Here is a 19,333-nt window from a genome sequence, read left to right as displayed (position 1 = left end):
CTGGAATCGCCTTTTGTTTTTGACTGCTTACTCGTTACCGATCACACGTTACTATTTTTTCCACGTGCTACCCGCTACGCGCTGTTTTAAATGAATTTTATCATCTATTTTTTAAATAAAAACTGTCAATCAAATTACAAAAAGAAAACTTATCAAACAATTTTTTCAATTCAGAAAAATTTGCGACTGTGAGCGCAGGGCAGGATGCCCTCGAGATGGCCTCCGCAGCAGCGCGAGGACCAGACATCGAGTAGGGCCGCGCCTGCCATCGCTACGATTCGGAATTTGAACTTTGTTTGGTATATAATTCTAATGAAAAACTTTAAAAGAAAAGGTGAAAGAAATGATAGCCGTTATAACAGATCATGGATCAGACGAATTATTCATGGGGGTGTTGAAGGGAAATTTTTCTGCCCTTGCTCCAAAGGAAGAAATCATAGAGGTAACGCGTCCAATTGAATTCGGAGATGTGTACACTGCGTCGTGCATAGCGGAACGTCTTGCGTGCCATCTTCCAAAATCAACGATATTCATGATAATCGTCGATGGCCAAAACGAAAGCGCGCGCAGACCGATAGGCCTAAGAACCAAAGATGACCGTTTGTTCATAGGATTCGATAACGGGACATTCACGTTGCCGATTGAAAGGTTCGGTATCAAACAAATAAGAGAGATGAACATTTCAAAAACCAAATTTTCTTTGTCTTTCACAAGATCCGTGCTTGATATACTCATACCCGTGGCCATTGAATTTTCAAATGGAAAAACTTTTGAGAGTATCGGAAGTGTTTACATGACTTTTTACGATTTAAAGCATAAAAAGGCAATCATAGATGATAAAAAAATAGATGGCGAAATTTCTTTTGTAAACGATCTTGGAGATCTTTCAACCAACATCCCCTTCGATTATCTCGAAAAGGTGGGAGTGCATCAAGAAGATAAACTCATGATAAACGGAAAGCCATCGAGTATCATGCTTGACAGAAGAGCGGGACGAAAAAATGAACTCATAGTTTGCGAAGGCCTTGGAGGATATCTTGAAATTACTTCAAGATACGCAAGGGCCTGCGATATACTCAAACTTTCTCCGAGATCCAATTTGATTCTGGAGGTTTGAAATTTTGAAAATTTGGCCATTTTCAAGAAGTGAAAGTTCAACATCTTACGGTACCGTTATACTCATATTTTTGATGTCGGTGCTGGGTTTTATTGAATTTTTCATGTACGTGCTCTTTTTTCCGCCTCCCCTTCAGTACTGGCTGATAATGATTTCCATCGATCTTGTCATTTATTTCGCATCGTCGATCTTTCTCTTTCAATTTCTCAGTGAACCGCTTATTCAACTGCTTAACAGGGTCAAGCATACCTCTATAACGCTCAGCCCTATGGAGAAAAAAGGACTGAGAGGGGAATTCGGAGAGATTTTAAACGATGTGGATAGACTCGCCGAGACTCTTAAAAGAGAAAGAGAGGGCTTGCTTGAAACCTACGGCGAATACAGGAATATAGTCGAATCGCTGGAAGAAGGCATTCTCACAATTGACAAAAACAGCAAGATAACGACGATGAATCGTGGAATCGAGAATATATTTTCGACAACCAGAGGTGAATGGAGAGGAAGAGAGTTTGAAGATTTTTTGCGCTTTTACGGCATCATATTAGATGAAACGAAAAACGTGGTGAGAGTGAAAGCACTCGACAAAAGGCTTATTTTTCAGGAAATACCGATAGAAAACGCTTCTAATCCTGTAACACTTTACATCTTTGGGGATATAACCATGCTTTCCAACCTTGAAAAAGCCCTCGGTCGGGCAGAACAACTCGCGCTTTTGGGAAAAATGACTGCATCAATAGCGCATGAGATAAAAACACCGGTTGCCTCGATGAAACTTTCCGTGCAGTTGTTAAAAAAGCAACTCGGCCAGATACCGGATGAACCCGCAGAAACTTTGGAAATTCTCGATAAAGAGATAAGACGGCTTGAAGAAAGATCCATGCAATTTTTAACTTTTTCAAAGATAACCTTTGATCTGAAAACTCTGAACGTGATCGAGGTTCTGGAAGAGTCGATCAAACTCGCAAGGATAAGGGCCAGAGAGAGAGGCATAACGATAGATTTTGCGACACCATTCAATCAAATCATGATAGATGGAGATGATAACGCCTTGAACTCGGCTTTTTTGAACGTACTTGTCAATGGAATGGATGCCTCGAATGAAAACGGGAAAATAGAGGTAAGAGTCGAACAGATCAAAAATTACGTTTCGATCACTTTCACGGATCACGGAAACGGGATATCTCCGGATCACATGGATTACATTTTTGAACCTTTTTTCACGCTTAAAACCAACGGAACAGGCCTTGGCATGAGTATCGTCAAGAGGGTCATAAACTCGCACGGCGGAAAGGTTGAGATAAAAAGTCAGGAAGGAATAGGGACAACTGTTTTTATAAGGTTGCCGCTTTCGAGGTGATTCGATGGGAAGAATACTTGTTGTCGAGGACGATTTAAGCCTTAACAGGTTAATTTCGAGATCCCTCGATATCGAAGGGCATTTGGTAAAAAGCGTGAAAACGAAGGCCGAAGCGATCAAAGAGTTAGAAAATTCACCCTACGATCTCGTGCTTCTTGATCTTATGCTGCCGGATGGAAACGGTATGGACATAATCGAGAAGGTTGTAAAAGATGCGTCCGTCATAGTCATAAGCGCCCATGCAGATGTTACCGTTGCCGTCAAAGCCGTTCAACTTGGAGCGTTCAATTTCGTTCCGAAACCATTCGAACTCGAAAATCTCATAATCGAAGTCAACAGGGCCATAGAAAGCAGAACTCTAAAACTCGAAAATATCTCATTAAAGTTGCCCACGAAGATAATAGGAGAGAGCCAATCAATAAGAAAGTTAAGGGATATAATAGAAGTCATCGCGTCAAGAGATGTGCCTGTTTTGATAACCGGCGAATCCGGTACGGGCAAAGAACTCGTTGCAAGATCGATATGGGAACTCAGCGCAAGGGCAAAAAACGATTTCGTCGCCGTCAATTGCGGAGCCATACCGGCAGACCTTTTCGAGTCCGAACTTTTCGGGTATGAGCGCGGCGCTTTCACGGGTGCAAATGTGGCCAAGCCCGGAAAGTTTGAGTTGGCAAACAATGGCGTGATCTTCTTGGATGAAATAGGCGAACTTCCGAAAAACGTCCAGGTAAAACTTTTAAGGGTGCTCGAAAATTCCACTTTTGAAAGGCTTGGTGGTGTTAATCCCATTCACGTAAACGTGCGCGTGATATCGGCGACGAACAGATCTCTCGAAGACGAAGTTAAAAACGGGAACTTCAGAGACGATCTTTATTACAGGATAAACGTCGTCAAAATAGAAGTTCCGCCGCTTCGCGACAGAGTTGAAGATATTTCGGTACTTATAGATTATTTTTCAAAATTCTATTCAAAACAAATGCAAACCGATTACAAAAAATTTTCCCCAAAGGCGATAGAATTTTTGAAATCTTACCCTTTTCCGGGAAATGTCAGAGAATTGCAAAATATAGTCAGATCGGCGCTTATATTCGCCAAAGGAAATGAAGTTGAGGTTGACGATCTTTCCTTGCAAGTCCAAGACGTTGAAAGGAATTACGTGAAATTGCAGATAGGAGAAAGTTTAGAATCGGCGGAAAAACGTTTCATAGAAGCGACTCTCGAATACTTTGACGGTAACAAGACGCAGGCTGCAAAGGTGCTTAACATAGGTTTGAGCACCCTGCACAACAAGATAAATCAATGGAAGGAGAACAAAAGTGGAGAAGATCAAAGTTCTTGACAAAGGATACGTTGAACTTGTGGATTTTTTTGGAGGTGACAAGGCAGTTGCCATGGCGGCAAGGATATCTTACATGTCAAAATCAAATTCAATCGAAGAAGATAAACGTCTCATAGAGTTACTTGCAAAATTGGGCCATGAATCTCCATTTGAACATATCGTTTTCACCTTTCATGTCAAAGCACCGATCTTCGTGGCCCGCCAGTGGATGCGCCACAGGATCGCAAGCATAAACGAAAGATCCGGCAGATTCACGGAATTCGAAGAGGAATTTTACGTGCCCACAGATGAAAGGGCCGGAAATTCATCCGAGATAATGGAAAAATCGATGAAAAATGCTTTTGAAACTTACAACTTACTGATTTCAAGCGGTGTAAAAAAAGAGGTTGCGAGAATGGTACTGCCTTTAAGCCTTTACACCGAATGGTACTGGACGATAAACGCGCGAAGCCTTATGAATTTCTTAAATCAGAGGGCAGATTCCCACGCACAGTACGAAATTCAAAGATATGCCGTTGCCGTGGCACGATGTTTCCAAATTTCATGTCCCGTAACTTATTCGGCTTTTGTGAAAAATCTATACAAAGGTAACCTTCTGGAGGTTTAACTGGGAATGGACGATGTTGAAGAAATTTTGAAGATTTTAAAAATAGACAAGATGATACCTTTTCCGGAATACTTTCGCTGTGCGATAACTCACAGTTCTTACGCCAATGAAAACGGGACGGATTCTTACGAAAGGCTGGAATTTCTCGGTGATGCGATGGTTGGACTCGTGATAGCGCACAAGACTTTTGAACTTTTCAAAAACATAAGAGAAGGAGAACTTGCAAAGATCAAAGCGGTTGTGGGAAGCGAAAAGGTGCTTGCTGACATAAGCAAAAAAATTGGCCTTGCGAATCTTGTCCTCGTTGGCAAAAGTTTGAGTTCGGCCTCTCCGGATGAACTTGATTCGATTTACGCCGATACTTTTGAATCGACGATAGCGGCGGTTTTTTTGAATTTTGGCTTTGAAACAACCGAAAACATCGTGTCAAATTTGTTGGCCGAGAAAATAATGGATGTGGCACAGAAAAAACTGTTTTTCGATTACAAGACCGCCCTTCAGGAATACACCCAGAACAAATTCGCGACTCTGCCGGAATACATCTTGATCGAAGAAAGCGGGCCTGCCCATAAAAAGCATTACGTCTTCGAAGTTAGAGTCAACGGTGATTTTTACGGACAGGGAAAGGGAAAATCCAAAAAGGAAGCCGAGCAGTTGGCGGCAAAAATGGCATACGAAAGGCTGATAAAGTGAAAGTAATTCCAATTTTTTTCCCAAATGCCGGATGCAAGCACAGATGCACTTTTTGCAACGAATGGATGGCAACGATGAAATCGCCTCCTTACTCGATAAGAGAAGAGATTCTGAAATCTTATGCGCTTTACCATGGAGATGAAAATTCCGAAATAGGCCTGTACGGCGGCACATTTACGGCCATCAAAAACTGGAAAGAGATTTTAAAAGCGGTCAATTCGGTTGTGCACGAAATGGGCATGAAAGGAATAAGAATATCCACAAGACCCGATGAGATCGAAGACGTTGACTTTTTAGCGGATAACGGGGTCTCACTCGTCGAGATAGGCGCTCAATCGATGGTTCAAAAAGTACTTGACGCAGCCGGACGGGATCATACCGTCGAGGATGTAAGACATGCGGTTGAACGGATCAAAAAGAAAAGGATAAAGGTCTCGGTGCATCTCATGACGGGTCTTCCGCTTGATTCCAAAAGAGACGATATCTTTTCCGCCTTTGAGGTTGCCAAACTTTCTCCTGACGGTGTTAGAATTCATCCAACTTTGGTTTTAAAAGAAACCCAACTTGAAAAAATGTATTTGAACGGTACTTACCGGCCGCAAAGCGTTGAGGAAGCGATAGATGTAGTTTCCGATATGGTCTCGATTTTCAAAAATGATAAAATACAGATAGAAAGAACTGGGATGTATCAAGACGCGGAAACGATCAAAAATGTCATAGCGGGCCCTTACCATCCCGCGTTCGGGGAACTCGTCATTTCGGCGATTTACGAGAAATTTTTGAAGACAACGGGAGCGGTAAAAGTTTACGGTCCGCAGAATTTGAGGTCCCAGATCGTTGGAAGAAAAAAAATAAGAAATGTTATTTTTGAAACCGCAAATGAAATCTCGATCGTGAACGCAGACGGAACGGTTTATTTTGACAGGTGGCTTTCGGAATACGTTTCTCATCTTAAGGAGTTGATCGGATGAAACTCGTAAGATTGGAGATTGAAGGATTTAAATCTTTTGGTTCTCATGTGAATTTTGAAATAAAAGACGGCATAGTTTCGATCGTCGGTCCAAACGGATCCGGAAAGTCGAACATAGTCGATGCCGTAAGATGGCTTTTCGGAGAAAGGGCAAACTCAAAGTTGAGAATGTCCGACACGACGGATGTGCTTTACTTTGGATCGAATTCGATGAAAAAAGCGGATAAAGCCTCTGTTAAAGCCATCTTCTATGATGAAGGGAAAGAAATATCCGTGGAGAGGATCTATCAGGCAGACGGTAAGAGCAATTACCTCATGAACGGGACGGTATCTCGTTTGAAAGATATAGAAGAGGTATTTTTCGGTACCGGCACGGGAAAAGATTTTTACTCAATAGTGGGCCAGGGAGAGATATCGAACCTCGTTAACTCCTCTCCGATGCAGATAAAAGCACTTGTCGAGGAAGCGGCCGGCGTTTTAATTTACAAAGAGCGTAAAAACGAAGCCCTTTCCAAACTCAAAGAAGTCAACGAAAATCTTGAAAAACTCAGAACCGTCATGGATGAAGTGGATCATACCATGAAATCGCTTAATTTGAAATCAAAAAGGGCAAAAAAATACAAAGAATACGAAACTATCATAGCGGAAAAAAAGCGGCTGTATTTCGGACATCTTTTAAGTGTCGGCATGAAAGCGAATGAAGAGTTGAAGTTGAAGATCGACGATCGCACCAAAAAAGTCGAAGAACTTCAAAAAGCACTCTTCGGCCTTGAGATAGAGACCTCAAAACTCAAAGAATTCTCTGCAAATGCCCAAGAAGACATAAAGAGATTCGAAAACGAAATGGGAACTTACAGGCAAAGAGAAAGAACCTTGTCCGATCTGAAAGATTCGATATCGGCCAAACTCTCAACGATGAGATCCGCTTACGTCGAACTCGGTACAAAAAAAGATGGAATGAAAAGTGAAATTGAAAGAAGCAACGTAAGGCTTGAAGAATTGAGAAGGCTTGTCTCAAGTCTTAAATCCGAAGAAGACAAGATCTCTTCCAACCTAAAAGAAACCGGAGATCGTTACAACGCCATGGTTGAAGAGGTAAGCAAAGAACAGAAAAAACGCGCCTCGATCGAAAGCAGGATATCAGCACTCACAAAGGAAAGAAATTCCAAAGAAGTCGAAAGATCGAAAGTTTTCGAAAACACGAAAGATTTAAGGCAGCGTCTCGACATACTCAACGCCCAGATACGGGAAAAGACGGATAACGCCTCAAAGATCTCCGAAAACCTTGATAAATTCTCAACAGAAGAGTCTAAATTCCTTGCGAGCGTTGAAAGCAAGAGCAAAAGGCTTCAGGAAATAGACGTTGAAAGAAAGCAATTGGAAGATGACGTAAAGGCGACAAAAAACAGGAAGGATAGCCTTTCTTCGAAATTAGTGGAGTTGAAATCAAAACATGAAGTTTTGTTGAAAAACATAGAAAGTTACGCTGGATATTCGAATGCCACGAGAGTCGTCATGGGATCGGGGATAAAAGGCATCATCGATGTCGTTGCCAACATGATAGATGTTCCCGTAGACGTTGAAGTTGCGGTCTCCGTACTTTTGGGCGGAAGGATGCAAAACATAGTGGTGAAAAATTCCGACGTCGCCAAGGCATGTGTCGAATTTCTAAAGCAAAACGATGCCGGCCGCACTACCTTCATCCCTCTCGACATGGTCGATCTCAAAGAACCCGGCATTCAATCATCCGTAATTGCGTTTAAGGGCGTCGTGGGTTACGGATTCAAGATAGTCAGGGCTGTAAAGGGATACGAATCACTTGTCAATTTTTTGTTTGGAACGGATCTCATAGTCAAAACCCTTGATGATGCCATAGAGGTAAAAAGGCATTTCAATTTCAGATCGAGAATCGTGAGTTTGGATGGACAACTCATCTCTCCGACCGGCACCATAACGGGCGGCAGTATGGACAGATCCGAGCGCACAGATCTGATCTCCCAAAGAAGGGTAATGAAAGACATTGAAAACGAGATCATAAGCGTATCTAAAGAAATAGAAAAGATCGAAGCGCGTTTATCCGAGTCTCAATCCAGAATGGAAGAAATTCTTTACGAAAGGAAAGAAATTGAAAGTGCGCTGCTTAAAGAAAACATATCGCTCAACAACTCAAGGGGAAATAAAAATGCTTTACTTTCCAAACTCGCGGAACTCCAAAAAGAGGTAGACAATCTTGAGAAAATGAGAAATGATTACGCTGCAAGACTTGAAAAGAACGAAAAGGCAGTTTCGGAATCGGAAGAGAGAATAAGAAACATCGACTCAGAACTTTCTGAGTTAGAACTTGTCAAAAGAAACGATTCGACAGAAGATATAAGAAGACGTCAGGAAATGGAAAAACTTCAGGAACAGATGATAGATCTGAAGATGCAGTTGAATTCGATAAGAGAGCGTTTCAGCGGATATTCCGGAGAAAAGACGAGATTATCTTCGAGAGTCGAAGAACTGTCCGCCGATGTTTCTGCGATAGAAAATCAACTCAACAACTTAATTGCAGAAATAACTGCGTCTGAAGAAAGACTGAAGAACTCGGAAAAAGAACTTGAATCTGTCAGAAAAGATGCAGAAAAACTTTTTGAGAGATCGAAAGACACGCGCGGAGACAGGGAAGAATTGCTCAAAAAGATGGAAGAGATGGATAAAACTTCAACCCAAAAAAGAGATGAAATTTCATCTGTCAGAGAAGAGTTGCACGCTTTTGACGTTGAAAGGGTTTCTATCGAATCATCGATACAAAACACGCTTGCCGAACTTCAAAAGGTACAGGGACAGATCGAAGACGCAAAGGCACTCGACGATCAGACATTCGAAAATCTTGGGAAAGAAATAGAAGATTACGAAAGAAAATTGAAATTTTTAGGGCCTGTGGATCTTTCTTCGATCGAAGAGTACGATGAAACCGAAAAGCGCTTTAACGAACTAAAAATCCAAAAAGATGACCTTGAAAATTCCTACAATTCACTTCAGGACGTCATAAAAAAGACTGATGAAGAGGCAAGAATAAGGCTTACCGCAACCATCGAGCACATAAACGAAAATTTCGGTCGCATGATCTCCGTACTCTTTTCAGAAGGCACGGGCATGCTGTCTTTTACCGAAGGGCTGGATATACTCGATGCACCCGTTGAGATAAGCGTGAAGATACCGGGGAAAAAAATGCAAAAACTTTACACGATGTCAGGCGGAGAGAAATCTTTGGTTGGAATTGCCTTCATTTTTTCGCTTTTGATGATAAATCCGAGCCCGTTTTACATACTCGACGAAGTTGACGCCGCTTTGGATGATTTTAGCACGCAAAGGTTCATAGACTTGCTCGAGGAATATTCAAAAAAGGCAACCTTCATAGTGATAACCCACAACAAATTCATAATGGAAAGGGCAAACATGCTTTACGGCATAACGATGATCGACGGCACATCGACGATAATACCCGTCGAACTTTCGGAATTTTCTCCCGCAAAGGTAGATGAATGAAATGTACGAACGTAAATTCATAAGAAACATATCGATAATAGCCCACATAGATCACGGAAAGTCCACTTTGGCAGACAGGATATTGGAGATGACGCATTCAATAGAATTGAGAAAGATGCGCGATCAATATCTCGATAACATGGACATAGAAAGGGAAAGAGGCATCACCATAAAGGCGCAGCCTGTCAAGGTGATGTACGATTCCGATGATGGAAATCGTTACGAGATAAACCTTATAGATACCCCAGGACATGTGGACTTCACCTATGAGGTTTCAAGAAGTTTAGCGGCATGCGAGGGCGTCATATTGCTTGTGGATGCCACTCAGGGAGTCGAGGCTCAGACGATAGCAAACGCCTACCTTGCGATAGACAACAACCTTGAGATCGTAACGGCCATAAACAAAATAGACATGCCAAATGCCAACATAGATGAAACGCAAAGAGAACTTTACGATACTCTCGGCATAAGACCTGAAGAAACATTACTCGTAAGCGCCAAAACGGGACAGGGCGTTCGCGACTTGATGGAAGAAATCGTAAAAAAAGTACCGCCTCCTGCCGGATCGGAAGATGCGAAGTTGCGCGCGCTTATCTTCGGTGCGAATTACGATGCTTACAAGGGCGCGGTGGCGCACATCAAAATATTCGACGGTAAACTTTCTAAGAACGACGTTATCAAGATGATGTCTTCAGGTCAATCCCATGAGATCTCGGAAATAGGCATCTTCGTTCCCGATATGGTGCCGACAGATTCGCTTTCGGCAGGTGAGGTTGGCTATTTGGCCGCCAACATGAAAGAGGTCTCTCAGGCAAGGCTTGGAGATACCATCACGCTCAATTCGGATCCGGCCGAAAAACCGCTTTCAGGTTACAAAGAAGTGAAATCGGTCGTTTACGCGGGAATATATCCTTCAGATCCTCAAGATTACGAAAATTTGAGAAAGGCGATAGAAAGGTACAAGTTAAACGATGCGGCCTTTACATTTGAGCCGGACAATTCCACCGCTCTGGGTTTCGGGTTTAGATGCGGATTCTTAGGGTTGCTTCACATGGAGATAGTTGTTGAACGCCTCGAAGACGAATACGATCTCGACATCATAGCGACGGCGCCAAACGTCATATACGAAATAATCATGTTGGATGGATCGATGAAGAAAATAACAGATCCTTCAAAAATTCCACCGGAAGGCACCTATATCGAGATAAGAGAACCTTACGTCGATTTGACCGTGATAACTCCGGTCAATTCAATGGGAGATCTTGTCAACTTCATTCAAAACGAAAAAAGGGGAGAATTCGTTTCAACCGAAAATGCCGGTAAAAACAGAGTTGCGTTGCATTTCAAGATGCCGATGGGAGAGATGATCTTCGATTTCTTCGATAAGATAAAAGCCATAAGTCACGGATACGCGTCTATGGATTACGAAATCGAGGAATACAGAAAATCAGATCTCGTCGTGATTGGAGTGCTTGTCAACAGAGAGCGCGTTGAAGCGCTGGATACGGTTGTGCATGCTTCAAAGGCTTTCAGCGTTGCAAAATCACTGGTCGAGAGCATAGCCGACAGCATACCGCGCCATCAATTTGAAATACCCATTCAGGCGACCGCTCATGGTAGAATAATTGCAAGGGCGACCGTCAATCCATTCAGGAAAGATGTGCTTGCCAAATGCTACGGCGGGGATGTCACAAGAAAGATGAAACTGCTAAAAAAGCAAAAAGAAGGAAAGAAAAAGATGAAGATGCTCGGAAATGTTGAAATACCCAAAGAAACCTTTTTGTCCATACTCAGCATAGGAAAGGAGAATAAAAGTTGAAACTTTCGATAGAACTCAAGATCCTTATAGGTTTCATAGCCGTTGCGATTGTCATGTGGCTTATTTTCGCTTTGGGAGATACGCCCGACAAAGTCATAAACAACGTTTTTCTTTCAAACGGAAAGGCAAACATCGAAAATGTAGATCCGGTTTACACAAATGCCATGATCAACGCCAAAACTTATGGCCTTGTGAATAAGACGATAACCGTTTCCGAAATACCTCAACTTTTCTTTTCAACTTACATAGGCACGGCGGTGAAAAATTTAAACGTGGTGAGTAAAAAGAGTATCGGCGCAACCGAAATAGCGAATATCTTTTCAAATTACACCTTTGTGAATCCATCAACCTTTAAAATGATGAAAAGTCTCGGAATAGTCCAATCCGGCAGTGCGACTGCGCTTAATTCCAGTTTTCAAAATTACAACATCGCATCGATCCAGTCAATGCTCGCGGCAAGAGAGAAAATTCCACAATTTGCGGCCTACACTTACACAATCGAAGTTCAACTTGCTTCGGGATCGAAAGAGACGTTTCACGCGATCATCATGAGGGCAATTTCTTCCGCGACCGGAGAACCTTATAAACATGTCAGATGGGTGGTGAGTTACGTATATTAAGCACCGAAAAAATGACTGAAATTCAAAAATCTCTCGTCAAAGAGATAAAATTAGATCCTATGACTTACGTTCCTGCAAAAATAGCAGGCTTTGATCTGTCTTACCCATCCAAAAATACGGCCATAGCAGTTTGTGTCGTGATGACGTATCCAGACCTTGAACTTTGCGAGATGAAATGGACCGAGGCAGAGATAGACACGCCTTACATTCCCACCTTTCTTGCGTTCAGAGAAGGGCCGGCCATAGAAAAAGTTTACTCCATGATCGATGAAGTGCCTGATTTACTTTTCTTCGACGGTCAGGGCATCGCTCACCCTCGGGGCCTTGGAATCGCCGCATACATGTCTTTGAAATTTCAAAAGCCTTCCATCGGAGTCGCGAAATCCCATCTCTTTGGACAATACAAAGTGCCATCTTCAAACAAAGGCGCTTTTGAATACATCTACGATCATGACAATGTCATAGGTGCGGTGTTAAGAACGAAATCAAACGTAAAGCCACTTTTTGTGTCTCCTGGAAGTTTCGTCAGCGTTCAAGATTCGATAGATTACACGCTCAAAACGTGCAAAGGGTACAGATTGCCAGAGCCGACAAGGTTAGCCGATATGTATTCGAAGCGCTTAAGAAAAGAGGTGAATACATGAGCAAAGAAGATTGGGAAAAAGAAAAAAAGGTGTTAAAAGGATCTGCGGATCAAATCTTTACCGTTTCGGCAATATGGGGTGAAATAATCATATGGTTATTCATTTTTTTGCTCGTTTATTCCGAATTCATACTCAGCGAATCTTTTTCGAAAAATCTGATCAAAATTCTTATAGTCGGCGGAATAATAGTGTTTTTAACATGGCTTGGTGTGTTTTTAATCATAAGATCAAGAAAATGGCTTAGAAAAAGGGAGATAGAAGATGACAGAGACGATAAGTAAAAAAAGACTCGGAGTTATCGCAATTGTTATAAAAGACAGAAACGAATCTTATACCGCGGTGAATGACATTTTGCACCTTTACGGAAAGATAGTCGTTGGAAGAATGGGAATTCCTTACAAAGACAGGAACCTCTCGATCATGGCCATAATTGTAGACGGGACAACGGATGAAATCGGCGCCATGACCGGAAAACTCGGCAGGGTAAGAGATGTAGAGGTTAAAAGTATGCTGACTGACAAAGATGATCAAGGGGATGATTAAATGAAAAGAATTATCTTGTTGCTTTTTATTTTGGCCATTTCGACCGTTGCGCTGGCTCAGAGCGTAACTTTTATAAACCCACTCGGTCCGACAACGATACCCATCGCTCCGATCATGAAAGGTGTTATCACCGGTAACGCAACGATAAACGTAAAACTCTGGCAGAGCAGCGATGAGGCGATAGCGATGATAGCCGCAAAACAAGCCAACTTCGCAGTTTTGCCCGTTACCCTCGGTGCAATTCTCTACTCAAAGGGCATAAAGATATCCCTGCTTGGCGTTTACGAATGGAATGTCTTCTATTTGGTCGTTTCGAACAATGCAACCTTTACGGGATGGAAAAGTCTTGTCGGAAAAGCCGTTTACACACCAGAGGGCCGCGGCCAGACCGTCGACATACTCATGAGATACATGATGTCGCAGGATGGTGTGACGCCTGACAAAGACGTGAAGATATATTACCTGCAACCACAGGAGATAGTGGCGCTTTTCAGATCAGGAAAAATTGATTACGCAGCCCTGCCCGAACCATTTGTGACGATGGCGATTTCGGGAGGATACGGAAAAATAGCGCTTGATTTTCAAAAAGCGTGGGGAGCAGAGATGCACCTTCCCGACAGAATACCGATAGCGGGCCTTTTTGTGATGGATGACTTTGCACAGTTACACCCTCAAACAGTCACGGATGTTGAACAAACCTTTGAGAAATCGATAGACTGGATGAATCAAAATATCGATCAGGCACTTGAACTTTCGAAATCATACCTTGCCATACCGATCCCGATTTTGAAAGAATCGATGAATAGAACGTCATTTTATTACGTGCCTATCTCAAAATGCAAAGCGGATGTGGAGACTTTTCTTTCAAAATTGAATGAACTTTACCCTGAAGGCATGCCATCCGTTCCGGGAGCGGGCTTTTACGGAGATTGAAAATACTTCTTGGCATTCTCATCTTTTTGATCGCCTGGCAGGTTTTTTCAGTTGTGCTTAACGTACCTTTGATTCTTCCTTCTCCTTATTTGACCTTTGAATCTCTTTCTCACCTTGCAGTCCAGTCAGATACCTATCAGGCGATCCTTAGCACCGTGTGGAAGAGCCTTTTGGTACTTTTAACGGTCATAGCGGTCGGCATTCCGGTAGGCTTCTTTATGGGCATCAACGAAAGCGTGTACGAAATTTTCAGACCGGCAGTTACGGTTGTTCAGGCCGTGCCAGTTATATCGTGGCTTGCACTTGTGATCTTCGTGTGGGGAATAGGATGGAAAGGACCCGTCGTGATAGGCTTTTTATCGCTTCTGCCAATCTCGATTTTCACGACAGCGGCGGGAGTAAGAAGTACCGACAAAAATCTCATAGAAATGGCCAAGGTTTACAGAGTCTCTAAAGTTAAAATTGTGAAAACCATATACCTTGGTTCTTTGGTGCCTTTTATATTTTCAACCGTTGAAGTGATCATAGGAGACGTGTGGAAAGTCATCGTTGTTGCGGAATACCTGTGCGGATCAGGCGGAATAGGCGTCTTGATCTCGTGGGCAAGGCAATACGTGGATGTTCCGAAAATTTATGCCCTTACGATCATCACCGTTGCGCTTGGCATAGCCTCTGAAAGGGTTGCAAAGATGGCTTTCCGAAAAATACTCGGCAAATGGCAGATACCATCTTAAGAGTTGAAAATCTGAAAAAAGATTTCGGCACTTTGCCCGTTATAGACGGCTGGAATCTTGAATTGTTGAAAGAAGAACGCATCGCGATGATCGGGCCTTCCGGTTGCGGCAAAACCACGTTTTTAAAGATAATAGTCGATCTCGACAGAAATTTTTCCGGCAACGTCGAGCGGAATTTCGAAAGGGTCGGCTTTGTCTTTCAGGAACCCAGACTGATTCCATGGATAAGTGTGATGGAGAATCTGACTTTCGTTTCACCCGATGAAGATAAGATCATCTTCTTTCTTAAAGCGATGCGTCTTGAAGGATTTGAAAATTACCTGCCATCCCAACTCAGCGGCGGAATGAAACAGAGGGTGAATCTTGTCAGAGCACTTGTAGTGGATCCGGAAATTCTCATTCTCGACGAACCTTTCGCATCGTTGGACATGCCGGTTAAATTTGCGATAATAGAAGATATAAATGCACTTAGAAGCCAAAAAAGATTCGCCATCATCATGATCACGCATGACACAAAAGAAGCCATATCGATGGCCGATAGGGTCTTGATACTTTCAAAACGTCCTTCCAAAATCGTTGAAGATGTGAAAATTAACCTTCAGGAAGGTGAAAGGGACATATCAAACACGGAATTCATAAAAATAGAAAGCAACCTTATGAAAAAGATCTTTTTGTACTGACTTATGATATTTGATTTTTCTAAAGACTTCAGTGCGATCCCGCATCGGGTGAGGGATGATGGACGGAGCGCAGGGCAGGATGCCCTCGAGATGGCCTCCGCAGCGCAGCGAGGACCAGACATCGAGCGGGGCGCCTGCCGGAAGCGCGGAGCCTAAATAAAAATTCACTTTTTGAGAGGTGAACTTCATGATTCCGGAATTTTTGACACTTTCGGATTACGAACGAGAAACACTTAACCGTTATGAGCCACTTCTATCCAAAGTGGCCTATGAATTCGCATCAAAAGTGTACGAAACGGTTTTAAACGACCAAATTCTATCTCCTTTAATTCGCGATTTATCCGTCGAAGATGCCAAAGCGCGGATCAAAAAATATCTTGAAATTTTTTCGGCAGAAGATCAACAATGCAAAGTGATCGCCGATTCAATAAGTGACTTCAAAAACTTTGAAATTTCAACCGCTAAAATCATAGATATTTGCAACGCGTATCACAAAGAGATCCTCAACGCGATAAATTCCATCTCATCTTTTGCAGACAGACAAATTTTGACCTTTGCCGTTTTCAAGCGCATAAATTTCATCATGTTTTTTCATACCGATAAATTTTTGAAAGTACAAAATTCAAGGCTTAAAAAGCGAGAAGAAATTTACCATGCCCTTGTGGATGTAAGCCGATTGTGGAATGAAAATGATCAAATGGCTTTGGATGAAATTCTCAAATTGACGGCCGAAATGCTCGTAAAAGATCTCAATTTGGGTCTTGTGTGGGTGGGAAATGTGGGCGAAGACGGATGGGTAAAGATAAGAGGATCTGCCGGAGATGCCATTGGATACACACACAACCTGCGCGTATCGATAGACGAAAAAAGTCCGTACGGGGAAGGACCGGCCGGTGTTTCGCTACGATCCGGCAAAACCTCAATACTAAGAGATTTCGACGATCCGAAATTTAAAGTTTGGCGTCAAATGGCAAAGACTTATGGACTCGGCCAAGCCGCGGGCGTGCCTTTTGAGGATTTCTACGGTCGAAAATGGATAACGATGATGTATGCCAGAGTTGATCGGGAAATGCCAGAATACATCGAAGACCTGCTTGACGATCTCTCCAAAAATCTCAAGATTTTCGTGGATCGAAGACTAAGTTATCTTGAAATTCAAAGACTTAAAGGATATCAAGAGGCCCTTACACAAATCCAAAGAGAACTCATAAAAAATCCTCCTCCGGATGCAATCTACAAACTTGCGGTTGAAATGATAACACAATACACGGATGCGCTTACCGCCCGTGTTTCCGTTCCCGATCCTGATTCCGAGTGGATGAAAGTTATATCTGCGTCGGGAAAGCATGCCGATACATTTTTGAATCAAAAAATAGCGTCTAAAGATCCTGCAAATCATCCTTACGGCAACACTTCAACCGGACGTGCTTTCAGGGATAAAAAGCCCGTCATAGTCGATAATCCGCAAGCAGATCCTTCCTTTCAGGAACTATGGTCGATACATCCCGAACTAAAAATTGGTGCCGTGGGCAGTTGGCCTATTTTTTCCGAAAAAGACACGTTACCCGTCGCGGTGCTCACAATACACAGCCTTAATCCAAGATATTTCAATCAAGAACTTAGAATGCTTGTCGAACAGGTAATTTCAAGCATCGAAACGGCAATAAAGCAGTACGACGCGAAAAAGCAAATAGAATGGATGGCACTTCACGATGCACTGACGGGTCTTACGAACAGAAGGTATTTCGAACAATCCGTGATAAGCGCTATGAAACGGGCCAAAAGAGAAAAGCGATATCTCGCAATAGGTATTGCCGATCTCGATGACTTTAAGTTGTGGAACGATACCTTCGGCCATATCGTCGGAGATGAATTGCTGAAGAAAATAGGCAACGTCTTTCAATCCATCTTACGTGGTGGAGATATCGTCTCGAGAATGGGAGGAGACGAATTCCTTTTTCACGTTATGATTGATAACGTCGAAGATTTAGAGATCATCTCGAAACGTGTGCTTAAATCGATATACGATCTCGAAATGCCTCAAATGAAAATCACGTGCAGTTTAGGATGGGCAATTTATCCTGAAGATGGAGAGAATTTAGAAAATCTTATCAATCTTGCCGACAAAGTTTCATACACGATAAAACAAAAGGGCGGAAATGATTATGGAATTTTGAACAAAGCATGGATGGATAAATTTCAAAGAGCAGATAAAGTACATCTTGAATTTCATAAAGCCATTGAGAAAGGTGACATACAATTTTTTTTGCAGCCGAAATGCGATTGCTTTGAAGGGAAGATATACGGCGTGGAAATGCTTGCAAGATGGAAAACAGAAAATGGGTGGATACCGCCGGATGAATTCATAGACGTCGTTGAAAAAGATCACGATTTGATCCGCACACTTGACTGTTATGTGCTTGAAAAGGCCTTTGAACTCAGAGAAAAAATTAAAACAACAGGTATATCCGAAATATCTTTCAACATAGGTGCAAAACATTTTCTTGATAAAAATTTTTTGAAAGATGTCACAGACAGAATAAATGATGGACATGATTTGAAAATAGAGATCACCGAAAGTTCTGCCGTAAAAGATATGGAAATGACAAAATACACGATAGAATCACTCAAAGAGATGGGATTTGCCTTTTCTTTGGATGATTTCGGAACGGGTTACTCTTCTCTAATTCACGCGAATTTACCCGTTGATGAGATAAAATTAGACAAATTTTTCGTTCAGGCACTCAGAACAAATGCAAATGCTTTCACAGTGGCGGTATCGGTTTTGACACTTGGCGCACTTTCAGGCAGGCATGTTGTTGCGGAAGGCATTGAAACGGCACAAGATATGGAGTTGTGGATGAGGATGAGGGGCAGATATGTTCAGGGATATTTCGTCGCAAAACCGATGGAAGAGGAAGAACTCTTCAAATGGATAAACACTTCCAAGCATTTGAACTATAAAAAATTAAGGCCATTTTTATTCACGGATTTTATAATTCTAAAATACGCTTTTACGGACACAGAACATATGAAAACATGTTACTGCCATTCGGAATTTTCGAAGTGCCCGATGACATTATGGTTTGAAAAAAGAAGATTGATCTACGGTATTTTGGATCATTTTAAAGAAGCCGAAGAAATTCACAAACGGATTCATGAAAAGGTAAAGTCAAATACTTTAAAAAAATCTGACATCGAGACGATGCATGCGATATTTCATAATTTGTACCTCGAAATTGCACAGATGGTCGATGTGTGAGATTTACCGAACGAGCATATTTCATCCGGCCATGTTATAATTTTGACGTCAACGTCCCACCACCTTTAGAGGTGGGGGCTTGTAAAAGCCCTTGTTGATTAGCCTAAGTCGCAAGACTACGTTATCCGTGTCATGACACCCTGAGATGCTGCTCAAGTTTCAGGCTCTGTCGTTTACCATTAAACAGTTCTGATGGGTAGGAACAGTGTGGTAAGCCTAAAAGCACGGATAACATTGGCGATGAGCACCTAACAGTCGCAAGACTGAATTATCTAAGGGAGATTGAAGATGGTTTACGTAATAAGCAAATCAGGAAAACCTTTGATGCCAACGAAAAGGTATGGCAAGGTAAGAAGAATGCTTAAATCCGGAATGGCAAAAGTGGTAAAACGTACTCCATTCACGATTCAGTTGTTGTATGACTCAGAAGAATACACGCAGGACACAACGGTAGGAATGGACATAGGATCACGTCATGCAGGAG

17 protein-coding genes are annotated in these 19,333 nt (G+C 42.3%); all 17 read left to right on the top strand.

The window, feature by feature from the left end:
• The first annotated feature begins 343 nt into the window (after positions 1–343).
• Positions 344–1,117, top strand: a complete 774-nt coding sequence (locus ACP5NR_RS04080; RefSeq protein WP_428004654.1) for an SAM hydrolase/SAM-dependent halogenase family protein — start codon at positions 344–346, stop codon at positions 1,115–1,117.
• A 4-nt stretch (positions 1,118–1,121) separates the two neighbouring features.
• Positions 1,122–2,474, top strand: a complete 1,353-nt coding sequence (locus tag ACP5NR_RS04075; RefSeq protein ID WP_428004606.1) for a sensor histidine kinase — start codon at positions 1,122–1,124, stop codon at positions 2,472–2,474.
• A gap of 4 nt (positions 2,475–2,478) precedes the next feature.
• The gene (locus tag ACP5NR_RS04070) at positions 2,479–3,813 is read left to right on the top strand and encodes a sigma-54-dependent transcriptional regulator (protein ID WP_428004605.1); all 1,335 of its coding nucleotides are present in this window, start codon (positions 2,479–2,481) and stop codon (positions 3,811–3,813) included.
• Positions 3,791–4,420, top strand: coding sequence for an FAD-dependent thymidylate synthase (thyX, locus tag ACP5NR_RS04065; RefSeq protein WP_428004604.1), 630 nt, complete (start codon positions 3,791–3,793; stop codon positions 4,418–4,420). Before ACP5NR_RS04070 ends, thyX begins: the two co-directional genes overlap by 23 nt.
• A gap of 6 nt (positions 4,421–4,426) precedes the next feature.
• Complete coding sequence (rnc, locus tag ACP5NR_RS04060; RefSeq protein WP_428004603.1) at positions 4,427–5,113, top strand: ribonuclease III; 687 nt, start codon at positions 4,427–4,429, stop codon at positions 5,111–5,113.
• Positions 5,110–6,084 carry an elongator complex protein 3 gene (locus ACP5NR_RS04055; protein ID WP_428004602.1) on the top strand — a complete coding sequence of 325 codons (975 nt, stop codon included), beginning with the start codon at positions 5,110–5,112 and terminating at the stop codon, positions 6,082–6,084. The genes rnc and ACP5NR_RS04055 overlap by 4 nt, the downstream gene beginning before the upstream one ends.
• The gene (gene smc, locus ACP5NR_RS04050) at positions 6,081–9,614 is read left to right on the top strand and encodes a chromosome segregation protein SMC (RefSeq protein ID WP_428004601.1); all 3,534 of its coding nucleotides are present in this window, start codon (positions 6,081–6,083) and stop codon (positions 9,612–9,614) included. Before ACP5NR_RS04055 ends, smc begins: the two co-directional genes overlap by 4 nt.
• A 1-nt stretch (position 9,615) precedes the next feature.
• Positions 9,616–11,433 carry a translation elongation factor 4 gene (gene lepA, locus ACP5NR_RS04045; RefSeq protein ID WP_428006010.1) on the top strand — a complete coding sequence of 606 codons (1,818 nt, stop codon included), beginning with the start codon at positions 9,616–9,618 and terminating at the stop codon, positions 11,431–11,433.
• On the top strand, positions 11,430–12,053 hold the full coding sequence (locus tag ACP5NR_RS04040; RefSeq protein ID WP_428006009.1) for a hypothetical protein: 624 nt from the start codon (positions 11,430–11,432) through the stop codon (positions 12,051–12,053). Before lepA ends, ACP5NR_RS04040 begins: the two co-directional genes overlap by 4 nt.
• Positions 12,054–12,064: 11 nt before the next feature.
• A complete protein-coding gene (locus ACP5NR_RS04035) occupies positions 12,065–12,697 on the top strand; it encodes an endonuclease V (protein ID WP_428006008.1) in 633 nt (210 codons plus the stop codon).
• Positions 12,694–12,978: a hypothetical protein gene (locus ACP5NR_RS04030; protein WP_428006007.1), complete on the top strand. Its 285-nt coding sequence runs from the start codon at positions 12,694–12,696 to the stop codon at positions 12,976–12,978. Before ACP5NR_RS04035 ends, ACP5NR_RS04030 begins: the two co-directional genes overlap by 4 nt.
• A complete protein-coding gene (locus tag ACP5NR_RS04025; RefSeq protein WP_428006006.1) occupies positions 12,959–13,240 on the top strand; it encodes a TM1266 family iron-only hydrogenase system putative regulator in 282 nt (93 codons plus the stop codon). The genes ACP5NR_RS04030 and ACP5NR_RS04025 overlap by 20 nt, the downstream gene beginning before the upstream one ends.
• Complete coding sequence (locus ACP5NR_RS04020; RefSeq protein WP_428006005.1) at positions 13,241–14,173, top strand: ABC transporter substrate-binding protein; 933 nt, start codon at positions 13,241–13,243, stop codon at positions 14,171–14,173.
• Entirely contained in the window at positions 14,170–14,907 is a 738-nt protein-coding gene (locus tag ACP5NR_RS04015) for an ABC transporter permease (RefSeq protein WP_428004595.1), read from the top strand. Before ACP5NR_RS04020 ends, ACP5NR_RS04015 begins: the two co-directional genes overlap by 4 nt.
• Positions 14,889–15,587, top strand: coding sequence for an ABC transporter ATP-binding protein (locus ACP5NR_RS04010; RefSeq protein WP_428004594.1), 699 nt, complete (start codon positions 14,889–14,891; stop codon positions 15,585–15,587). The genes ACP5NR_RS04015 and ACP5NR_RS04010 overlap by 19 nt, the downstream gene beginning before the upstream one ends.
• Positions 15,588–15,774: 187 nt before the next feature.
• Positions 15,775–18,849 (top strand): sensor domain-containing phosphodiesterase, encoded by a 3,075-nt coding sequence (locus ACP5NR_RS04005; RefSeq protein WP_428006004.1) that lies wholly within the window; start codon positions 15,775–15,777, stop codon positions 18,847–18,849.
• A 288-nt stretch (positions 18,850–19,137) separates the two neighbouring features.
• The coding region (locus tag ACP5NR_RS04000; protein ID WP_428006003.1) for an RRXRR domain-containing protein at positions 19,138–19,333 on the top strand (196 nt) is incomplete at its 3' end.

This window comes from Athalassotoga sp. (assembly GCF_049965695.1).
Lineage (GTDB): Bacteria > Thermotogota > Thermotogae > Mesoaciditogales > Mesoaciditogaceae > Athalassotoga.
The sequence above is the reverse complement of the archived record's forward strand: the minus strand, read 5'-3'. Positions and strand labels throughout refer to the sequence as shown.